We start from the raw sequence: 22515 nt of genomic DNA, 5'->3' as shown, positions 1-22515 counted from the left end.
AATGAGCAAACAACAATTAATTCTGGCGTCAGGTTCACCTAGGCGCCGAGAGCTTCTCGCTCAATTGGGATATCACTTTGATGTGTTAGTGCCAAATGTTGAAGAGATGCGCTTGGACGGTGAGTCTCCTGTTCAATATGTAGAACGTTTATCGCGTGATAAAGCCCTAGCTGGTTTGCAATTGGCAAAACAAAACGTGACGACTTCCGATGTGCCAGAACAGAATTTTGTGGTTCTAGGCTCTGATACGATAGTGGTTCAAAATGATCGTGTATTAGAAAAGCCACAAGACTTTTCTCATGCCAAACAGATGTTAGAGTTTCTCTCAGGAACTCAGCATCAGGTGATGACGGCCGTGACGGTCGCAGCAAAAGATAAACATCGTACTGTGGTTGTAACCACAGACGTATGGTTCAAACCCTTGTCAGAGCAAGAAATAGAACAATATTGGCAAAGTGGTGAACCTTGCGATAAAGCTGGCAGTTATGGCATTCAGGGATTGGGTGGGCGATTTGTCACAAGGATTGAAGGTAGCTACCACGCTGTGGTGGGATTACCACTCTATGAAACTGACCAGCTCTTGCACGAATTCTTATTATTTTAAACATTGAGGTGCGCTCATGAGTGCAGAGTTGATCTTGAATGTCACCCCGAGTGAAACACGTGTGGCAATGATTGAAGGTGGTGTCCTTCAAGAGATCCATATCGAACGTGAAGCAAAACGGGGCATTGTCGGAAACATTTACAAGGGTAAAGTGAGTCGAGTTTTACCCGGTATGCAAGCAGCTTTTGTGGATATTGGCTTAGACAAAGCGGCTTTCTTACACGCTTCAGATATTGTTCCTCACACTGAGTGTGTGGCGGAAAACGAAAAACAACAATTCCAAGTTCGTGACATTTCTGAATTGGTTCGCCAAGGTCAGGATATTGTTGTGCAAGTGGTTAAAGATCCATTGGGAACAAAAGGCGCTCGTTTAACCACGGATATCACTTTGCCTTCTCGTTATCTGGTTTACATGCCGGGGTCTGCTCATGTGGGTGTTTCTCAGCGTATTGAGAGTGAAACGGAACGTAATCGTTTAAAATCTGTTGTTGCTCAGTATTGTGATGAGAATGGTGGCTTTATTATTCGCACGGCTGCGGAAGGTGCTGATGAAAAAGAACTGGCGCAAGATGCGGCTTTTCTAAAGCGTTTATGGACGAAAGTCATGGAGCGACGAGCGAAGTATAAAAATCGCTCAACGCTATATGGTGAACCAGGATTATCTCAGCGCATTATTCGTGATTTTGTTGGTACAGAACTGACCAGTATTCTGGTTGACTCACGCTTGGAATTTGAAAACTTAAAAGAGTTCACTTCCGAGTTTGTTCCTGAGTTAACCGACAAACTTGAGCTTTACGAAGGCGATAAGCCTATTTTCGATATGTACGATACCGAGAACGAAATTCAGCGTTCTCTGGAACGTAAGGTCGAACTCAAATCTGGTGGTTATTTGATTATTGACCAAACCGAAGCAATGACCACGGTTGATATCAACACTGGCGCTTTTGTTGGTCGTCGTAATCTCGAAGAGACCATTTTCAACACCAACATCGAGGCAACACAAGCGATTGCACGTCAGCTTCGCCTGCGTAACTTAGGCGGAATTATCATTATCGATTTTATCGATATGGCTTCCGATGACCACCGCAAGCGAGTACTTGCTTCGCTGGATGCCGCCCTAAGCAAAGACAGAGTGAAAACCAACATCAACGGTTTTACTCAGTTAGGCTTGGTTGAGATGACCCGCAAACGTACCAGAGAAAGTATTGAACATGTTTTGTGTTCGACTTGTCCAACCTGTGAAGGTCGCGGAGCTGTGAAGACGGTTGAAACGGTGTGCTTTGAAATTCTGCGTGAAATTACACGAGTTAACCGTGCTTACGATTCCGACAAGTTTGTGGTCTATGCTTCTCCAGCAGTAGCAGACACCTTGCATGGGGAAGAGTCTCATGCACTTGCAGAGCTAGAACTGTTCATTGGTAAGGAAGTTCGCATTCAGGCTGAACCTCTCTACATTCAAGAACAATTTGATGTTGTGATGATGTAAAAGGATATTGAGTGATCTCAACTTTTACCCGCCTTGGGCGATTCATTTTATGGCTAATCGTTAGTCTACTTATTTTATTGGCTATTGCAGTAACTGCGTTGCGTGTAATGCTGCCAGAAATGAATCGCTATCAAGGTGAGATACAGCGCTGGGTGACAGAGCAAACCAACATCCAAGTTAAAATTACCGATGTGCGTGGTTTCTGGAAAAACACGCACCCATCTCTTGCTCTTAAGGCTGTGCGGCTTGAGCTTCCTGCCAGCAGCAAAATTCACATGTCTACCCAACAAATTGATATTGAGTTTGACCTGCTACAGTCGATGTTAAATCGTAAACCCGTGATTGCTGACATGAGCATTCATGGTATGAAACTCGATATCAGTTCAATTGATTGGAGACGACTGGATAGCTCTGGTTCATCCGATCAACAGAATCAAAGTGAGGGGCAGGTCGTCCAACGTCTTGATGATCTTTTTTTGCGTCAGTTAGACAACTTCTCGCTGCTCAACTCTACTATTCTGTATCAAACCATTGCTGGTGATTTACGCCAGTTGGATATTGCTAAGCTGCGTTGGCGAAACAAAGGCTCTCACCACTTTGCTGAAGGTGAAGTGAGTCTCGTCGATACCAATATCAACTCTTTGTTAGTGAGTGCTGACTTCGAAGATCATGGCTCATTAAGAAATATTTCCGGTGATTTCTACGTAAGTGCGGAAAATTTGCGAGTAACACCGTGGTTAACTCGTTATTTAAAGGAAGAAACCGGTATTAACCGGGGCCGAATTAGCTTTAATGCTTGGATGACGCTCAATCACAACCAACCTGTTGATGGTTATGTAGAGCTTAAGCCTTCTGAACTTATTTGGGGTGAAGAGGGGAAATCTAATGAGTTACTGCTTGAATCCGGTTTCGCAAAACTTATCCCTTCCGGCAAAGGATGGCAGGTAAATGCCCATTCATTGCAAGTGCGTACTAATGATACGGCTTGGCCTGAATTGGATATAGCTCTAGATTGGCAGCCGGAAGGATGGAAACTCAATCTTTCTCAGTTGGATATCGAGACACTCTTGCCGATCGTTGGCTTGATGCCTGACTCCACTAAAACCACGCATTTTATTGATGAACTTAAGCCTGGTGGACTGCTAGAGGATATTCGCATCTCTATGGGCGAAGGTTTAGACTCGCTGCGTTACTCTGCTCAGTTAACCGACGGTAAAATTGCCCAATGGGAACTACTTCCGGAAGTTCATCAGTTGCAAGCGAGTATTACTGGTTCTCCAGCGATTGCAAAAGTCCATGCTACGTTAATTGATGACACTTTGCCGTATGGTGATGTGTTTCAGGCCCCATTGAATATCCGCCATGGTGATGTGAATTTGGTTTGGCAGACAGACAGTGACGGTTGGTCTCTGTGGTCAGACAAAGTAACCGTCGCTACCCCAGATTTGCAGGCATTGGGCGCATTTCGTTTGGACTTTCCGCGAGATAAAAGTCCTTTTCTATCATTTTACTTAGAAGCGGATGCCTATAATGCTGGTGAAACTTGGCGCTATTTGCCGACGCGATCGCTAGGTGAAGACCTGACTGACTACTTATCTACGGCGATTCAAGGTGGTCGGGTCGATACTGCCAAGCTTATTTGGTATGGTGATTTAGGATCATTTCCTTATCACAACCACAATGGCGTGTTCCAAGCATGGGTAGGACTGAAAGACGGTAAGTTCAGCTTTGATACCGCTTGGCCGACGATCAATAACCTGCAGTTAGATTTGCTGTTTGAAAACGAAGCCATGTATTTGGATTCTAACGCTGCAACCTTAATGGATGTAACGGCCAAGCGTATAACAGGGCGTATCCCAAGTTTAGCGCCTGACGGTCATATTGAAATTGAAGCTAGCGCGGTCGCTGAAGGTAATGCTGTAAGAGCGTATATGACAGCGACACCGCTCGTTAGCTCTGTAGGAGCCGCGCTTAATGCTATTCAGGTCAGCGGTGAAGTTAATTCTGAATTCCAGTTAAATATCCCGTTCACCAGAGACAAAGAGCCTCGGGCATGGGGCTGGGCAGACTTGGCTAACAACCATGTGGATATTGATGCGCCGCCAATGATGTTGGATTCCGTCTCTGGTCGAATCAATTTCGACAATGATGTCATTACCGCAGCTGGGTTGTCATCTAAACTACTGAAACAGCCAATATCTTTTGATTTTCGTGGTGAAAGTTCGCCACAAGGCTATGCCGTTAATATCGATGTTATCGGTGATTGGGATGTCAAACCTCTGGTTCCATATGTCGGTGAACGTTGGCTCAAGCGGTTAAAAGGTCATGCAACTTGGCAGACTAGTGTCGCTCTGCAACTTAACGATGTCGGTTTTACGTATCAAATAGACAGTTCGGCTGACCTTAAAATGCTGGCAAGTGAATATCCTTACCCGCTAGCTAAAAAAGTCACATCGCCAGGTAAGGCTCATTTACAAGCTTCCGGCAATCAGGAGTCAATTACTGCTCGTTTGCAGTTACCGAGAGCCAAATATCAGGCTGAAATTGATATCCGCTCTCATACGCCAGTATTAACAGCCACGAACTTAGTTCTTGGGCAAGGCAGTTTTAAAATCAGTCCAGTGGTTGGCCACCAGGCACAAGTTCGTCTCGACCGTTTTAATCTGGATGACTGGATTGCCTTAATGCAGGATGAACCTGCAGTTTCGGCTGGGAGTTCTCAAAAAGCTCAAATGAGTAAGCTGGAAATTCCAACGCCACAACGTGTTGACTTGAAAACGCAGGAACTGACGCTTGCTGGAATTGAATGGCATGATGTTGATTTTAATGCTCGTCAGAAAGCGCTTGGTTGGATTATGAAACTAGACAGCCAGGAAGCTAAAGGCCAAGCCAATTATATTGAGCCTTATGATTTATCGGTCTCTTTCGATCGTCTACATGTGTTTATACCGTCGTTAGATGAAGAAAATGCTAAACCTTTATTATCTCCTAGCTCTAATCAATCAGAACCGTTGATTTCTGATTTTGATCGAGAGTTTCATCGCTTGATGCCAAACCTTACTCTGGTTATCCAAGATTTTTGGTTACAAGGCTATAAAGTCGGCAAAGTGAATGTCGACTTTCAACGCAGAAACAACACTCTGGAATGGAAAAATGTTGATGTAGTCAGTGGTACAAACCGAGTTCACATGAGCGGCGATTGGACACTAACCGATACCACCAGTCACACGACCTTAAAACTTGACGTTCAAGGAGAAAACAACAGTGATTTAATGGAGCGTTTTGGCATCAGTTCAGGGATTCAGCAGGCTTCGTTTAACATGTGGAGTGATATGCAATGGGATGGTGCGCCTTGGTCAATGAAAGTGAATTCACTAAAAGGCAGTGTGAAAACTAAACTGGGTAAGGGTATTATTTCAGACGTGAGTGGGGCAGCAAACTTGCTCGGATTGTTCAGTCTTGATTCTATTATTAGGAAAATGCAGCTCGATTTCAGTGATGTATTTGATAAAGGAATGACGTTTAATTCTATTACTGGCAGCGGCGAAGTGGAAAACGGCGTTTTTGTTACCAATGATATTGAAATGGACGCAGTAGCCGGTGAATTAACGCTTAAGGGATTGGCAGACCTAAACTCTCGCACTGTTGATGCGGAAGTAAGCTTTGTGCCAGATATGACTTCTGGTATCCCAGTGTTAACGGCCTTTGCCGTAACACCACAAACCGCATTGTATGTGTTAGCGATTACTACCGTGATAGCGCCTGTCGTTGAAGTGTTCACAGAAGTAAACTATGAAGTAAAAGGTCCGATGGATTCACCGACGGTAAAAGAGCTTTCTCGTAGTCGTGGTGAATTTAAACTGCCGAAAAAACTCAGAGATCTCGCAAAATAAGTCAGATAACAAATTAGCTTGGACTGGTTACATGGAACGAATTGGTTTAATTCAAATGACATCCAGCGCGGATGTGAATGACAATCTTACTTATATTGAACAGCAAACTGCACTGCTGACGAAACAAGGTGCCAAGTGGGTGATTACCCCAGAAAACGCAGTCGTGTTTGGTAACAAAGAGGATTATCACCACAATGCGGAAGTATTGGGTGATGGGCCTATTCAAGCAAGAATGTCACGACTAGCGCAACAGCAAAAGGTTTGGATTCTTATCGGCAGTATGCCCCTTTTGCGTGACAGAGAAAGCGGGCGCCAAGCAGAAACGACTAAAGCAGTGACGACTAAAGCAGTGACGACAACATCAGTTCTGTTTAATCCGCAAGGTGATATCGTGGCTCATTATGATAAGCTGCATATGTTCGATGTTGATGTCGCTGATGGACACAAGCGTTATCGTGAATCTGAAACGTTTACTCCGGGCAATGAAATCGTAGTTACTGAGACGCCATTTGGCATGCTGGGTTTATCTATCTGTTACGATGTTCGTTTTCCGCATTTGTATTCACAGCTACGTCGTTTAGGTGCTCAGATATTATTAGTGCCTGCAGCATTTACTGCTGTAACTGGTAAAGCGCACTGGGAAGTTCTGTTAAGAGCACGTGCGATTGAAAACCAGTGTTGGGTGATTGCCGTAGGTCAGGGCGGTCATCATATTGGCGGAAGAGAAACTTGGGGACATTCAATGGTGATTAACCCATGGGGTGAAGTCATCGCCTCTTTAGACCAAGATGCTGCAAGTTTGATTGCTGATATCGATTTAGAACAAATAGAGAGTGTGCGCTCAGCGATGCCAATCAGCGCTCACACACGCTTTCATAATCAATTCATAGAGAAAAAGAGCTAATCATGAGTATTACCCGCATTGAAGAAGCATTATTAAAACCGGCTGGTCTCACCGAGCAGGACATTGCAGATACTCTGTCGAGCATCGCAACCCGTCAGATTGATTATGCCGATATTTACTTCCAGTCTAGCTGGCATGAATCATTAGTCTTAGAAGACAGCATTATTAAAGATGGCTCGTTCAACATTGACCGCGGTGTGGGTGTACGAGCTGTTACAGGTGAAAAAACTGGTTTCGCTTATTCAGATCAGATCCAACTAGAAGGATTACAGCAAAGTGCTGTTGCCGCTCGTGGTATTGCGCAACTAGGTCAGTCTGGTTCAGTCCAGGCTTTTAAACGCAACAGTAACCAAACTTACTACGCTGCGGTAAACCCACTAGAAAGCTGGGAAAAGCAGAAAAAAACCGAGCTATTACAACAGGTGGATGCTTATATCCGCACCAAAGAGCCATTGATTCAAGAAGTCTCTGTGAGTCTAAGTGGTGTGCATGAACAGATTTTAGTGGCTGCAACGGATGGCACCTACGCTGGCGATATCCGCCCATTAGTACGTTTGTCGATTAGCGTTCTCGCTCAACGTGGCGATCGTCGTGAACGAGGCAGCGCTGGTGGTGGTGGCCGATTCACTTACGATTACTTCCTCAATGAAGAGAATGGTCAGAAGATCGTTTTTTCTTATGCGGATGAAGCAATTCGTCAGGCGCTGGTGAACCTAGAAGCGGATGCCGCTCCTGCTGGCACTATGCCTGTGGTATTGGGATCTGGTTGGCCAGGCGTTCTGCTGCATGAAGCTGTAGGCCATGGTTTAGAAGGTGACTTTAACCGCAAAGAGTCATCAGTGTTCTCAGGTAAAGTTGGGCAGAAAGTGACCTCTGATCTTTGTACTATTGTTGATGATGGCACATTGAAAGATCTTCGTGGCTCATTAAATGTGGACGATGAAGGTGTCAATGGTCAATACAATGTATTGATCGAAAATGGTGTACTTAAAGGCTATATGCAAGACAAGCTCAACGCTCGTCTAATGGGTGTGGCACCAACAGGTAACGGTCGCCGTGAATCTTACGCGCATCTACCTATGCCGCGTATGACCAACACTTACATGCTGCCGGGTCAGCACACTCCTGAAGAGATCATCTCTACGGTGAAGAAAGGGGTGTATGCGCCTAACTTTGGGGGTGGTCAGGTTGACATCACTTCCGGTAAGTTTGTGTTCTCTGCGTCAGAAGCTTATTTGATTGAAAACGGTAAAGTGACTCGCCCAATTAAAGGTGCGACCTTGATTGGTTCTGGTATCGAAGCGATGCAGCAGGTTTCAATGGTGGGTAATGACCTGAGCATTGACCGTGGTGTTGGCGTGTGTGGTAAGGCAGGGCAAAGTATTCCGGTAGGCGTTGGTCAGCCAACGCTGAAACTGGATGCGTTGACGGTAGGCGGTACTGAGTAACCGTGTCTTGTTGAAATAGAAATCTTAAATCAAAGCCTATAGTTTTCTGTAGGCTTTATTATTTATTCGCAACACATGGTTTATTATACATCCTAGATAAAAACATGATCAGACTGAGCATCGGCGAGCAGCGAATGGGCGTCAAACGCAAACGCGCATTCATTCATCCCTGAAGCTCCGCCGAGCCATCCATGGCTCGGAGGGTTTGCTTATTGACGCCCATTCACTGATCAGGAAATTTTCCAGAATGGTATTAGTAATAGGTTGTTTATTGCCAGAAAGATCGTTTTAAGATCGTCTTGCTGGTGGTAATTGACAACGATCCATGCGATATTGCGCCCAATTAAATTGTTACCCTTTTTGTACACTCTGGAGCACATGTTATGTCTCAACAAGATGATTATCTATCAGTGGAAGACTTCCTTGAAATTCAAAAGGAAGATACTCGCGAAATCATTCAAGCATTACTAGAAGATGGCAGTGATCCTGAAGCGCTGTATGAAATTGAACACCACTTTTTCGCTGAAGATTTCGATAAGCTAGAAAAAGCGGCTGTTGAAGCTTTCAAAATGGGCTTTGAAGTTCTTGAAGCGGAAGAAGCAGAAGATGAAGACGGCAGCAAACTGCTGTGTTTTGATGCGACAATGCAATCTACTCTAGATCCAGCAACGATCGACGCTCAAGTTGAGAAGTTGGTTAATCTGGCTGAAAAATTCGACATTATTTACGATGGTTGGGGTACTTACTACGAGGGCGAAGATGCCTTATATCCTGCCGAAGATGAAGACGACGATGAAGAGTAAGTCTTAATATAGATACCAGCCTAGGCTGGTATTTTTTATCGCTGCTATGTTTAAATGGTCTAAATTCTTCTATAAGAAAACAATTCAATAAGAAGTACTATGCAGCTTTCTCTCGCCGGATTATGGCAACTTTCACCGCTCACAGATTTATCTATCCCACAGGACGATATTACCTTTCCTTCTCCGTTAAGCGCGGCTTTACCTCAAAGCTTGTCTGAAGAGGATATTGCTCAACAAGAATGGCACTTAATGCATGATATTGAAGTGGATGAAAGTATGCTCAATTTCGGTGCCATCGACCTTGTTCTCGAAGGTATTGATTATCACGCTGAAGTTCGATTAAACGGAGTCGCGCTATTTGATTGCGATGGCTCGCAGAAGGTTTATCGAAAGGATGTACTGTCACAGCTGAATTTGGGACGAAATCGATTCGAGATTTTGTTTCTCGAGCAAGATGAAGATTGGCTCTTAGATGAGCAGGAACCGAATGTCTGCTCGTTAACGGAAGAAGTTGAAAAGTACGATGACAAAATAGGTATATGGCGTGAACCTTATTTGCAGTTTATTCGTCATGTACGTTTAGGCGCAGTCACTACTGAACAAATCTGGCACTATGGTGGCGGGTGTGAACTGATGGTCAATTTGCATTTCACGCCTTTCACTCCGGGTTTAGTTTCAGCTGCGGTTAAGTTTGATGGTATGACGTATCAGTTACCGATTGATATTCGCAGTGATCATGTCAGCGCATTGTTTCAGGTCGAAGCCCCCAAGTATTACGACAAAGCAAATCCCAATCCAAAAGATCTTTATGAGTTAAGTGTGATGTTGGATGGTCAGAGTAAGACGTTTAAGCTGGGCTTAGCAAAAGATTCCTGCGTGACCTATTTTTTGTAGGAGCCATTAGTGTAAATAAAATGTCCTAGTTTGGCGCTCTATCTCTTAGTCACAAATAAATAAGCATTTGTCTTCTGGTCCTCCCCTCAGTTGAGGGGGAGTTAGAGGGGGTTGAAGTCCACTGAACGTATTGATCATGACAATCTTAATTAAGTTTCGTGGAAGAAACCCCACCCATCCTCCCCTTCGAAAGGGGAGGAGTAAAGACTTGTGACTAAGAGACAGAGTTTAATGCTGGGGCTTTGTGTTTGAATGCGATGATGGTTAGTGGGCACATTGCCAGTGATTATTGTGGAATTTGTTCTGCCAGAATTTCTCATGGAAGTAGTAAGCACAAGTATTAAAGCTAGGCTCAATCAACGCCATAACACCACCAATTAACCAGCTGCCTGTCAGCATGTATGCCACGTTGAAAGCCACTGTGTAGTGAATCAAGGCAAAACTCATAGTTTTGATTCTTGGGTTATGAGCATAACGTTGTAGCGGAGTGTATTTATCCCAAGCTTTTTCATGGAAGTAAAACGCTACGGTATTAACCATTGGTTCAAGCATTGCGATCAGGCTGCCTAAAATGATGTCGCCTGTCAGTACGTATGCAACGGTAAAGGCAATGCTGAAATGTAATGCTGCAAAACTGATAGTCTTTTTCATAATTAATCCAACCTTGTATCTCTTTGTTGAACTCATTATTGATAATTATTCGTATTATCGCTAGGTGGATTTTTAAATTAGTGTGATAGGTAAAAGCTAATAGGTAAAAACAAATAGGTAAAAAATAGATAAAGGCGCATTAAGCGCCTTTATCTATTTGCTAAGTGATTCAAACCATCAATCAACCATTTGGTTTGATAACAAGGACGTTCACTGGAGAGTTCTCAACCACTTTGCTGGCTACAGAACCTAATACTACTTTGTCGATACGAGAACGTTTGTGACTTGGCATCACAATCAAGTCAGCTTCAACTTTCTTAGCATAATCAAGAATGGTGCTATAAGGTTTCCCTTCAGCAACGTACACATCAAATTCAACGCCTTCTACGCTGAATTGTTGTGCAAATTTTTTCAGCTGTTGTTTCACGTCTTCTTTCATTTGCTTTGCTGCTTCTTTAGGGAAGTAGGTAGCAACCATCGACATGTGAATACCAGGTAGAACATTGAGAAGATGGATTTTTGCATTGCTTTGTTTTGCATGCCAAACCGCATGTTCAACAGCCTTGTCACAGAAACCATGCTCATTTAAATCAACAGGAACAAGAATGTGTTTATACATAGTGCTTTTCTCTGAATAAAGCCAAGCTAATTGCTTATAAACATCATAAATTAACTTGGCAGGTAATTATGCGTGCGCCTGCTCTTTTTGAGCTCTTCTTCGCTGATTCCAGCCAAGTAAAATTGTCAGTAATAGCGCAGGTAGGAATACCCATTCTTTCATTGGTCGCTCGCTGTCGATCACGATCGATTCAATTTCCCAACCGAAATCGATACCTGCAGATTCAGCAGGGCTGCCAAACTCAACCATATCAACGATCATCTTTTCGCCATCATTGTTGAGCATCAGACCCATTGAAGAAATGCGTTCTTCTGGTGTTGTCGCTCTGTCATCAAAGGGCAAAACAACCGTTTTAGACACGAGTTTACCTTCAAGTGTCTCACCCGCAACCAGTAACTGAAGAGGTTGACCTACTGGTGTATCTTCAACAATTTGTACAAGCTCTACGCCAGGATGAACTTCTTTAGACGGATAAACCATGTCCCACCAGAAACCAGGGCGGAAGAAGGTAAATGTCAGCGCTAGAAGCGCAACAATTTCCCACCATTTGGTTTTGGTAAACCACCATCCTTGTGTTGCGGCTGAAAACAGCAACATCGCAATGATCGACGATATGACGGTCAATCCGAGATGCCACCAAGTATCAATACCCATCAATAGTAGCTGAGTGTTGAACACAAACATGAATGGCAAAATGGCCGTTCGTATATCGTAGGCAAAACCTTGCAAACCGGTACGTATTGGGTCGGACTTGGCAATGGCAGCGGCGGCAAAAGCGGCTAAACCCACAGGAGGCGTATCGTCCGCCAAGATACCGAAGTAGAACACGAATAAGTGTACTGCGATAAGTGGAATAATCAGCCCGTGCTGAGCACCTAGAGTCACGATAACAGGAGCCATCAAAGTCGATACTACGATGTAGTTTGCAGTCGTTGGCAGACCCATACCCAATATCAAACTGATCACAGCGGTGAACACCAGCATCATGATCACGCTACCGCCAGAGATAAACTCAACGAAGTCAGTCATCACCAGACCAATACCTGTCAGGGTAACAACACCTACAACAGTACCCGCTGCGGCAGTTGCAACACCGATACCAATCATGTTGCGACCACCAGACACTAAGCTTTCAAGCAAATCGACTACGCCAAGTTTTGCTTGTTCTGTGGTGTCGTTGGACTGGTTAAAGTAAGCCATCAGTGGACGTTGAGTCAGCAGAATGAACATCATGAACACGGTTGCCCAGAATGCTGATAGACCTGGAGAAAAACGTTCAACGGTCAGACACCAAACCAAAACCACGATTGGCAACAGGAAATGCAGACCGGATTTGACTGTAGGACCAACATCCGGAATTTCCTGAATATCTTCTTCAAATTCAAAGCCGCCATCTTTTGCGTGCTTTGCCGAGATCTTCACCAGAGCAACGTAGGAAATAAGAAGAGCAATACCCACCAACACGGTGGCAGCGGAGCCAAAGACTTCTTTTGTCCAGCCAATACCGTAGTAGACCAGAGCACTAATCACGCATATCGCAAGAATGGTTCCTGTGAATGACAGCAGGCTTTGTAAAAATGTTGAACTATTGCGTCTTGGCAGGCCTTGCATTCCCGCTTTACAGGCTTCTAAATGGACAATGTAGATCAGCGCGATGTATGAGATCAGCGCTGGTAACAGCGCCGCTTTGATTACTTCTACATAAGAAATACCGACGTATTCCACCATCAAGAAAGCCGCTGCACCCATAATTGGTGGTGTAAGCTGACCGTTGGTTGACGCGGCCACTTCTACTGCCCCTGCTTTGGATGCAGGGAAGCCGACTTTCTTCATCAGTGGAATAGTGAAAGTACCTGTTGTTACAACGTTGGCTATCGATGAGCCTGAAACTAGACCCGATAAACCAGAAGCTACAACCGCAGCTTTCGCTGGACCACCACGCATATGCCCTAACAGTGAGAAAGCTACTTTAATGAAGTATGCGCCAGCTCCTGCTCTTTCCAGCATCGCGCCAAACAGTACGAATAAGAACACAAATGAGGTAGAAACACCCAACGCAACGCCGAATACCCCTTCAGTTGTGAGCCAAAGATGTGACATTGCCTTATTCAAACTTGCGCCTTTGTGAGCAATCACTTCTGGCATATAAGGACCAGCAAAGGTGTAGAGCAGGAACACAGCCGCAACTGCCATGAGCGGTGGACCAAGAGCACGGCGAGTTGCTTCCAAAAGCAATAACATACCTGCGGATGCGGTGACCACATCAGCAAGCGTTGGAGCACCTGAACGCCCAGCTAATTGCTCGTAGAATAAATAGATGTATGCAGCACAAAAGCTACCGACAAGTGCGAATGCCCAATCAATGAGAGGGATACGGTCTCGTGGTGAATCTTTTAGAGCTGGATAGGCAGTAAATGCAAGAAAGACAGCAAACGATAAATGGATCGCCCTTGCTTGCGTATCGTTAAGTACGCCGAAATTGAATATGAATGGCAACGGAGAGGCGTACCAAAGTTGGAATAAAGACCAACATAGTGGCACAAACCACAAAATACGACCCGGAATACCACTTGGGTTTCTGGCGCCTGTATCCGATTGTGCGACCATCTCTTGCACATCTTGAGACGGAGAATTTGTCTGCGTCATGTACATTATCCTTTTAATGATGGTAAAGATTATCCCCTTCCTACTTGATGCTGCAGCACTTTGTGTTTTGGTATAGGGTCTGCGTTCGTTCACCCCAATCACGCATGGTAATTTGTGGTCATGGGGATTCACTCACTTGCCGCCTACCTGCAATTCCAAGTAGTTTGGGTATTACTACGAAAAGAGGTCTTCGAATTTGAGTGAAAACCAAAAAAATCTGAAATAATGGCTAGAAGATAAATGAATAGGGAGGCGCTAGGCCTCCCTATTCGAGGTTGCCTTGATTATTTTAGCAAACCAATTTCTTTGTAGTATTTCGCAGCACCTGGGTGTAGAGGAATAGAAATCCCCGCTTTAACCATGTCTTCTTTCTTCAAGTTTGCAAATGCAGGGTGCAAACGAGTGAACGTTTCGAAGTTTTCAAATACTGCTTTTGCAACGTTGTAAGCCACTTCATCTGAAACATCAGATGTGGTTACTAGCGTTGCAGCTACACCGAAGCTTTTTACATCTTGATCTGTGCCACGGTACATACCCGCTGGAACTGTGCTGTATGCATAGTATGGGTTATCAGCAACGATCTTAGCGATCTGGTCGCCTGTTGCTGGAACTAGCTTCGCATCACATGAAGTTGTCGCTTCTTTGATTGAACCATTTGGATGGCCAACCATGTAGATGAATGCGTCGATTTTGTTATCACACAATGCTTGAGAACGCTCGGAGCCTTTTAGCTCAGAAGCAAGTTTGAAGCTGTCAGTTGTCCAACCAAAAGCATCCATAACCACTTGCATAGTTGCACGGTCACCAGAGCCAGGGTTACCTATGTTTACACGTTTTCCAGCAAGATCTGCTACACCGTTAATACCTGAGTCTGAACGAGCGATGATGTTAAAAGGTTCAGTGTGAAGTGAGAACATCGCACGTAGTTTTTTGTATGGACCTTGCTCTGAAAATTCACTTGTTCCGTTGTAGCCGTGGTATTGCCAGTCCGATTGAACAATACCGAAATCAAGTTCGCCAGAGCGAATAGTATTTACGTTATAAATAGAACCGCCGGTAGATTCCACAGAGCAGCGAATGTTGTGTTCTTTTCGGTCTTTGTTAACTAACTTACAAATTGCACCACCTGTTGGGTAATAAACACCGGTGACAGAACCAGTACCTATAGTGATGAATTCTTGAGCGTTAACGGTGCCAGTTGCAAAAATAGTTGCAGCAATAGCGCCGACCTTTATGATTTTATTCAATGCCATGAATTTCCCTTCCTTCATTCATAATTTCCCAAACAAGCACTGTTGCATTGGGTGTTTCTTCGCTAGAAACAATTGCTTCTTCAATCCTTATGTTGAAAAAGTGTCAGGATAATAGCAAAAAAACATCACATAATAATAGTGATGTTTAAAAAAGTAGTCATAAAAGCTAATTATTACCAGTAACTTAGAATGAGTTGTTTTTATTTGTTTCTTTTTTGTAATGAACTGGTTGTTTTTATTTTGTTAAAAAAGCCCTGTTTGCATATGGTGCTTTTAGGAAAGAAAAAGTCACGTATTGATCCCAGTACGTGACTGTAAGAAAGGCAATAATATTTAACGATTAATAAGTTACACTCTGAATCGCTAGTTACTTGTTAGCCTGCGTATTCAAACAATTCACAGACAGAAGTAAATAGCTGCTTAGTTGTAATGTTAAGCGTAGGTGTAATAAAGATGGTATCGTCGCCGGCAACAACGCCAAGGATGCCTTCTGATTTACCAAGAGAATCCAGTAAACGAGCGATAAGTTGAGCAGCCCCTGGACCGGTATGAATCACTACCAATGCATTGTTGTAGTCAACGTCCAGTACTAATTCTCGTAGAGAGCTTGATACCGTTGGAACGCCTAACTCGGCAGGTAAACAATACACCATCTCCATTTTTGCATTACGTGTGCGCACTGCGCCAAACTTAGTAAGCATACGAGAGACTTTGGATTGGTTAATGTTATCAAAACCTTCATTTTTGAGAGCGTCGACGATATCGCCTTGAGAGCCAAATCGTTCTTCTTTTAATAAAGCTTTAAAAGCGCGGACTAGGTTGTCTTGTTTATCTACACTACGCATGTTTATTACCACTAATTCAATAATGCTGCATATTCTCGCATAGATATTCATTTATAGGCAAATTAAGCTTCAAAACTGTCTAAAAGGTCACTGTAAATAGGTATAATTAGAGCTCAAGGAGAGCGTAAAAGGGAGATTTAAGGGGAGCAACGGATATGTCAGTACCCCGTCGGTGATTGTCGATTTGGCTAGTAAGTGTCCAAAGTCGCAAAGCTGACGTTAATTGTTTGTAATCAAGTTGTGATTGCTATAATTTTTTTTGGTCAGATATTAAACAACCCTACAAAACATATATAAGACAAAAACTCATAAGGAGAACGATAATGAAAGTCTCTGTAATTGGTGCCGCTGGCGGCATCGGTCAAGCCCTCGCTTTACTACTTAAGAACCGTTTACCTGCTGGATCTGATCTTGCTCTATATGATATTGCTCCAGTAACACCTGGTGTTGCTGCGGACCTTAGTCATATTCCAACTCCTGTTTCTATAAAAGGCTATTGTGGTGAGGATCCAACTCCTGCACTCGAAGGCTCAGATGTTGTTTTAATTTCCGCGGGTGTTGCTCGTAAACCGGGTATGGATCGTGCGGATCTGTTTAATGTGAATGCGGGGATTGTAAGATCTCTGGCTGAACGTATTGCTGTTGTATGTCCAAATGCTTGTGTGGGTATTATTACTAACCCAGTAAATACAACGGTTCCTATTGCTGCTGAAGTTTTGAAAAAAGCAGGCGTTTACAATAAACGTAAATTGTTTGGTGTTACCACTCTTGATGTTATTCGTGCTGAAACTTTCGTTGCCGAGTTAAAACAGAAAGATCCGGGCGATGTTCGCGTTCCTGTTATTGGTGGTCATTCTGGTGTGACTATTCTTCCTCTTCTTTCTCAAGTTGAAGGCGTTGAGTTTACGGATGCGGAAGTGGAAGCGTTGACTAAACGAATTCAAAATGCAGGTACTGAAGTTGTTGAAGCGAAAGCGGGTGGCGGCAGTGCAACTCTATCTATGGGGCAAGCGGCTTGTCGCTTCGGTTTGTCTTTAGTGAAAGCTCTACAAGGCGAAGATGTTATCGAATACGCGTATGTTGATGGTAACGGTGAGCACGCTCAGTTCTTTGCTCAACCAGTTAAGTTGGGTAAAAACGGTGTAGAAGAGGTGTTGAGTTATGGTCCATTAAGCCAATACGAAAAAGCGGCTTTAGATGGTATGTTGGAAACACTCAACGGCGATATTCAAACGGGTGTCGAATTCGTTAAGTAATTAATCACTTTTAAGAATTTCAGAGCCGCTCCTCAATGGGGCGGCTTTTTTGTGGTTAAAGATATCGTTATACCATCCTAGACAAAAATATGACCAGACTGAGCATCGGTAGAACAGAGAATGGGCGTCAAACGCAAACGCGCATTCATTCGTCCCTGAAGCTCCGCCGAGCCATTCATGGCTCGGAGGGGTTGCTTATCGACGCCCATTCACTGATCAGGAAATTTTCCAGACCAGTAATATTGTCTATTTCCTAAACAAACTCACTTCTTATTGATATTGTTCGTACTAAATGTTCTTAATTTTATTGTAAAATTAGTATTTTAATCTGCGCGTATAACTCATTACTTATCTGTATATGTAATTTTCTAATCTAATACTTGCGAAGTAATTTCATTAGCTTAGCCGTTTAATGGGCTAAATTTTCATAGAAGAGTTTCTCTTAATTTCAAAATACTCACTGGATACACCATGGATAACAAACTTGGTATCGGAGCTTTGACCGCTTTAGTCATTGGTTCGATGATTGGCGCGGGCGTTTTCAGCTTGCCGCAAAATATGGCTTCAGTCGCTAGCCCATTAGCCGTCATGCTAGGCTGGGGGATTACCGGCATTGGGATGATATTCCTTGCTTTGTCATTTCAACAATTGACAGAGCTCAAGCCTAAAATAGACAGTGGTGTGTTCGGTTTTGCTCGTGCTGGTTTTGGCGATTTCGTCGGTTTCTGCTCAGCTTGGGGTTACTGGTTCAGCGCTATGCTGGCAAATGTCTCTTATCTGGTGATCGTGTTTAGTACTTTAGGGTTGCTGTTTGATACTCCAGACAATGTGTTGTTTGGCTCAGGTAACACCGTGATCTCCATGATTGGCGCTTCAGCATTACTGTGGATCATGCACGGTTTGGTTTTGCGAGGTGTGAAAACTGCTGCACTAATCAACATGGTCACGACTTTTGCCAAGATGATCCCTTTGATCACCTTTATCATTTGCGCAGCTATCGCATTCAGATGGGAGACTTTTACGCTCGATCTTACTGGTTTGCATTTTGATGCCAGTTACGATCTTTGGGCACAAGTTAAAGGCACAATGTTGATCACTGTATGGGTATTTATCGGTATTGAAGGCGCTGTCGTCGTATCAAGTCGTGCGCGTAACCGCAAAGACATTGGCCGAGCGACGATTTTAGGTTTGCTTACTGCTTTGTCTATTTATGTGTTGGTGACTTTACTATCTATGGGGGTAATTAAACCTGTAGAGCTCGCTGGCTATCAAAACCCATCTATGGCGAAAGTGTTAACCGCAATCATTGGATCTTGGGGGCAATACATCATAGGTCTAGGGCTAATTGTGTCTGTATGTGGTGCATTCTTGAGCTGGACGGTACTTGCCTCAGAAGCACCGTATTTGTGTGCACGAGATGGCATTTTCCCTAAGAAATATCTCACTCAAAATAAAGCAGGAAGCCCTGTAAAATCGCTGACACTAACGAATATCTGTATCCAAGTGTCACTGGTTTTTGTGATGTATGCAGGTAGTACCTACGACACCTTGTTGATCATTGCCTCTGAAATGATCCTCGTACCATACCTGTTAGTTGGAGCATACGCTTTGAAACTGGCTATTGAGCAAGGAAAGGGAAGTCAGCTTCTTTTTATCGGTATGGGTGCAAGCATCTATGGTATTTGGTTGCTGTATGCATCGGGATTGGATTATTTGCTGCTCTCTTCATTGCTCTATTTCCCTGGGTTGTATTTCTACCTGAAGGCGAAGAAAGAGCAGGGACGAGCTCCGTTTATCGGCAAAGAGAAATGGGGGTTGATTGTTTTAACAATGGCTGCGATTGCTGCCGTGGTCTTGATTGTTACTAGCGGTATTTCGGTTTGAGTTGATGGATAATAAAAAACCTCGCAGTTGCGAGGTTTTTCTATTTTTACTGAATTCGTTTACTTACTGCGATTGACCGCCATATGGGCAAGCGTCACTAAAGCTTGTTTATAATCGCTTTCTGGCAGAATGGCCAGCTCAGCAATCGCTTTATCGGCTTCTTCCAAAGCTTTGTTTACTGTATAGGTGAGAGAACCTGCTTGTTCCATCGCAGCCAGGATATCGTTAAGACGTTCCATACCGTTTGCGTTTTCAATCGCATCTCGGATCATTTCTGCTTGCTCTGGAGTACCGTTACGCATTGCGTGAAGTAGAGGAAGAGTTGGTTTGCCTTCTGCAAGGTCATCACCGACGTTTTTACCCATTTCTTCACCGTCAGATGTGTAATCCATGACGTCATCAATGAGCTGGAATGCAGTACCTAAATATTTACCGTAGTTTTGTAATGCCGTTTCTACTTCTTGTGGGGCGTCAACTAAAATTGCACCGATTTGAGTAGCCGCTTCAAACAGTCGTGCTGTTTTAGAATAGATGACCTGCATGTACATCGCTTCTGTCGTGCCAGGATCATTACAGTTCATTAACTGCTGAACTTCACCTTCAGCAATGACGTTTACTGCGTCACTCATCAGTTTAAGGATCTTTAAGGATCCTAATTCAGTCATCATCTGGAATGAACGGGTGTAGATAAAATCACCCACTAACACGCTTGCAGCATTGCCAAAAGCTGCATTGGCGGTTTCTTTGCCGCGACGCATGTCTGATTCATCAACGACATCATCGTGCAACAGGGTTGCTGTATGAATAAATTCAATAAACGCTGCCGCAGTGGTGTGAGCTGTCCCTTCATAGCCTAGTGCTTTTGCGGATAAAACCGCTAGCAAAGGTCTTAAACGCTTGCCGCCACTACCGACAATATAGAACCCAAGTTGGTTGATTAAAGAGACATCAGAGTTGAGTTGAGCTTGAATTGTTTCATTCACTTTTGCCATGTCATCGGCAGTAAGCGCTTGGATAGCTTTAAAATCCATTGTACATCCGGCTGAAGTTAGAGCTTGTAAGGCATTTTGTCTTCTAGAATTGTTGAATAATACACTAAAAAGCATTGATTAATACACGCCATAAAGGCATGATTGCGGCACTTTTGTTTGGCGATTAGCTTTTCGCCAATTTTTTTAAAATATGGCTTGTCATAGGCACATCATTCACGTAGAATCTGCGCCCTATTGATGATTAGTTTAGCGCACACCCTCATTGCTTCACATATAGCATAGGCTGTGCGGAAAGAGCGGAGTAAAATATGTACGCTGTTTTCCAATCTGGTGGTAAACAACACCGTGTAAGCGAAGGTCAAACTCTTCGTTTAGAGAAATTAGACGTTGAAACTGGTGCAACTGTTGAATTTGATAAAGTTCTTCTAGTTGCTAACGGTGAGCAAATCACTGTTGGTGCACCTCTTGTTGAAGGCGGTAAAATTACTGCTGAAGTAGTACAACACGGCCGTGGCGATAAAGTTAAAATCGTTAAGTTCCGTCGTCGTAAACACTCTCGTAAACAACAAGGCCACCGTCAGTGGTTCACTGAAGTGAAAATTACTGGCATCAACGCTTAAGTAACTTAGGAGAGTTTAACAATGGCACACAAAAAAGCTGGCGGTTCTACTCGTAACGGCCGTGATTCAGAAAGTAAACGTCTTGGTGTTAAGCGTTTCGGTGGTGAATCTGTATTAGCAGGTAACATCATCGTTCGTCAACGTGGTACTAAGTTCCACGCTGGCACTAACGTTGGTATCGGTAAAGACCATACTCTTTTCGCTCTTACTGAAGGTAAAGTGAAATTTGAAGTTAAAGGTCCTAAAAACCGTAAATTTGTTAGCATCGAAGCTGAATAAATTTATACCTAACTGAATTCAAAAGCCCTACCGTTACGGTGGGGTTTTTTATTTATGCAGAGCAAAAAAGAAGAGGTTCTTCAGCAAAAGAATGTAGAGTCTCTCCTTATCTGTTCCAATATGTAGGTTTAGATCACGATGTATCTGGATCTGCTAAAATTTATATCACTGGTAATAGGTGATATTGCAACGCAAGTAATGCGGAGTAAGTAATGAAATTCGTTGATGAAGCGGTAATTAAAGTCGAAGCGGGCGATGGCGGTAACGGTGTTGTTAGCTTTTGGCGCGAAAAATTCGTAACGAAAGGTGGCCCTGACGGCGGCGACGGCGGCGATGGTGGCGATGTCTACATCCAAGCTGATGAGAACTTAAATACACTGGTTGACTATCGTTTCCAGCGTTTCTACGCGGCAGAACGTGGTCAAAACGGTGGCGGCGGTAACTGTACTGGTAAACGCGGTAAAGATATTACTCTGAAAGTGCCAGTAGGTACTCGCGCAGTGGATATTCACACCAATGAGATCGTTGGTGAAGTCGCTGAACACGGCAAGAAAGTGATGGTTGCAAAGGGCGGTTGGCACGGTCTTGGTAACACCCGTTTTAAATCGTCTGTAAACCGTGCTCCACGCCAAAAGACTATGGGTACCAAAGGTGAAGTACGTGAACTGCGCCTTGAGCTACTACTGCTTGCTGACGTCGGTATGCTAGGTTTACCAAACGCTGGCAAATCTACCTTTATTCGTTCTGTTTCAGCTGCGAAACCAAAGGTAGCGGATTATCCGTTTACGACACTGATCCCAAGCTTAGGTGTAGTAAGTGTTGTACCAGAGAAAAGCTTTGTCGTTGCAGACATCCCTGGACTTATCGAAGGTGCCGCTGAAGGCGCTGGTTTAGGTATTCGTTTCTTGAAGCACCTTGAACGTTGTCGTGTGCTTCTGCATATGATCGATATTTTACCTATCGATGGAAGTGAACCTGCACAAAACGCTTTGACCATTATGGATGAGCTAGAGCAGTACAGTGAAAAGCTAGCGAAGAAGCCTGTTTGGTTGGTATTTAACAAAACGGATCTGATGCTTGAAGAAGAAGCGGATGAAAAGATCCAAGAGATCTTAGAAGCGCTCGCGTGGGAAGGTCCATACTTCAAAGTATCAGCAATCAACAAGCAAGGTACTGCCGAACTTTGCCGTGAACTGGCTGACTTCATGGAAACTCTACCTCGTGCATCAGAAGAGTTAAGCGAAGAGCAAAAAGTTGAGTTTATGTGGGATGATTACCACAAAGACGCAATGGCTGGCCGCAATGTTATTACTGAAGATGACGACGACGATTGGGATGACTGGGACGATGAAGAAGATGACGGTCACGTTATCTACGTTCGCGAGTAAACTTTCGACTGAATTTAGCCGCAATTATTTATTGCGGCTTTTTTGTGTCT

At 43.8% G+C, this 22515-nt stretch carries 18 protein-coding genes; 12 read left to right on the top strand and 6 right to left on the bottom strand.

All coding sequences use genetic code 11. The features are described 5' to 3' along the window. The first annotated feature begins 1 nt into the window (after position 1). The 7 genes from G5S32_RS12915 to G5S32_RS12885 all read left to right on the top strand — a co-directional run bounded on the left by G5S32_RS12915 (position 2) and on the right by G5S32_RS12885 (position 10032). Positions 2-604, top strand: coding sequence for a Maf family protein (locus G5S32_RS12915; protein ID WP_165312373.1), 603 nt, complete (start codon positions 2-4; stop codon positions 602-604). Positions 605-620: 16 nt separating this feature from the next. After that, positions 621-2090: a ribonuclease G gene (gene rng / locus G5S32_RS12910; RefSeq protein WP_165312372.1), complete on the top strand. Its 1470-nt coding sequence runs from the start codon at positions 621-623 to the stop codon at positions 2088-2090. A gap of 11 nt (positions 2091-2101) precedes the next feature. Next, positions 2102-5983, top strand: coding sequence for a YhdP family protein (locus G5S32_RS12905; protein WP_165312371.1), 3882 nt, complete (start codon positions 2102-2104; stop codon positions 5981-5983). A gap of 31 nt (positions 5984-6014) precedes the next feature. Continuing rightward, complete coding sequence (locus tag G5S32_RS12900; protein WP_165312370.1) at positions 6015-6887, top strand: carbon-nitrogen hydrolase family protein; 873 nt, start codon at positions 6015-6017, stop codon at positions 6885-6887. A gap of 2 nt (positions 6888-6889) precedes the next feature. Further along, complete coding sequence (tldD, locus tag G5S32_RS12895; protein WP_165312369.1) at positions 6890-8335, top strand: metalloprotease TldD; 1446 nt, start codon at positions 6890-6892, stop codon at positions 8333-8335. Positions 8336-8718: 383 nt separating this feature from the next. Further along, positions 8719-9138: a ribonuclease E inhibitor RraB gene (rraB, locus tag G5S32_RS12890; RefSeq protein WP_165312368.1), complete on the top strand. Its 420-nt coding sequence runs from the start codon at positions 8719-8721 to the stop codon at positions 9136-9138. A gap of 99 nt (positions 9139-9237) precedes the next feature. Beyond that, a complete protein-coding gene (locus G5S32_RS12885) occupies positions 9238-10032 on the top strand; it encodes a glycosyl hydrolase 2 galactose-binding domain-containing protein (protein WP_165312367.1) in 795 nt (264 codons plus the stop codon). A gap of 264 nt (positions 10033-10296) precedes the next feature. Here G5S32_RS12885 and G5S32_RS12880 read toward each other — a convergent pair whose 3' ends face one another. The 5 genes from G5S32_RS12880 to argR form a co-directional block, all read right to left on the bottom strand. Further along, positions 10297-10683, bottom strand: coding sequence for a DUF2061 domain-containing protein (locus G5S32_RS12880; protein ID WP_165312366.1), 387 nt, complete (start codon positions 10681-10683; stop codon positions 10297-10299). Positions 10684-10864: 181 nt separating this feature from the next. Next, positions 10865-11302 (bottom strand): universal stress protein, encoded by a 438-nt coding sequence (locus tag G5S32_RS12875; protein ID WP_165312365.1) that lies wholly within the window; start codon positions 11300-11302, stop codon positions 10865-10867. A 66-nt stretch (positions 11303-11368) separates the two neighbouring features. Continuing rightward, positions 11369-13948, bottom strand: coding sequence for a TRAP transporter permease (locus G5S32_RS12870; protein WP_165312364.1), 2580 nt, complete (start codon positions 13946-13948; stop codon positions 11369-11371). A 284-nt stretch (positions 13949-14232) separates the two neighbouring features. Then, positions 14233-15201: a TAXI family TRAP transporter solute-binding subunit gene (locus tag G5S32_RS12865; protein ID WP_165312800.1), complete on the bottom strand. Its 969-nt coding sequence runs from the start codon at positions 15199-15201 to the stop codon at positions 14233-14235. A 374-nt stretch (positions 15202-15575) separates the two neighbouring features. Further along, on the bottom strand, positions 15576-16046 hold the full coding sequence (gene argR / locus G5S32_RS12860) for a transcriptional regulator ArgR (RefSeq protein ID WP_165312363.1): 471 nt from the start codon (positions 16044-16046) through the stop codon (positions 15576-15578). Positions 16047-16369: 323 nt separating this feature from the next. Between argR and mdh the strand changes: the two genes are divergently transcribed. Both mdh and G5S32_RS12850 read left to right on the top strand, forming a co-directional pair. Further along, a complete protein-coding gene (gene mdh / locus G5S32_RS12855) occupies positions 16370-17302 on the top strand; it encodes a malate dehydrogenase (RefSeq protein WP_165312362.1) in 933 nt (310 codons plus the stop codon). 471 nt (positions 17303-17773) lie between these two features. Next, positions 17774-19186, top strand: a complete 1413-nt coding sequence (locus G5S32_RS12850) for a basic amino acid/polyamine antiporter (protein WP_165312361.1) — start codon at positions 17774-17776, stop codon at positions 19184-19186. Positions 19187-19245: 59 nt separating this feature from the next. On the opposite strand, the gene ispB is transcribed toward G5S32_RS12850, so the two are convergent. Further along, the gene (ispB, locus tag G5S32_RS12845; RefSeq protein WP_165312360.1) at positions 19246-20217 is read right to left on the bottom strand and encodes an octaprenyl diphosphate synthase; all 972 of its coding nucleotides are present in this window, start codon (positions 20215-20217) and stop codon (positions 19246-19248) included. 269 nt (positions 20218-20486) lie between these two features. Here ispB and rplU point away from each other — a divergent pair, with 269 nt between their 5' ends. From rplU to cgtA, 3 genes are all read left to right on the top strand, one after another. Beyond that, positions 20487-20798: a 50S ribosomal protein L21 gene (rplU, locus tag G5S32_RS12840; protein ID WP_010320620.1), complete on the top strand. Its 312-nt coding sequence runs from the start codon at positions 20487-20489 to the stop codon at positions 20796-20798. A 21-nt stretch (positions 20799-20819) separates the two neighbouring features. After that, a complete protein-coding gene (rpmA, locus tag G5S32_RS12835; protein ID WP_004409945.1) occupies positions 20820-21077 on the top strand; it encodes a 50S ribosomal protein L27 in 258 nt (85 codons plus the stop codon). Between the two features lie 212 nt (positions 21078-21289). Then, entirely contained in the window at positions 21290-22465 is a 1176-nt protein-coding gene (gene cgtA / locus G5S32_RS12830) for an Obg family GTPase CgtA (RefSeq protein WP_165312359.1), read from the top strand. Positions 22466-22515 lie beyond the last annotated feature (50 nt).

Source organism: Vibrio ziniensis (assembly GCF_011064285.1).
Taxonomy (GTDB): domain Bacteria; phylum Pseudomonadota; class Gammaproteobacteria; order Enterobacterales; family Vibrionaceae; genus Vibrio; species Vibrio ziniensis.
Note: the sequence above shows the minus strand (reverse complement) of the source record. Positions and strands in the feature narration are given on the sequence as shown.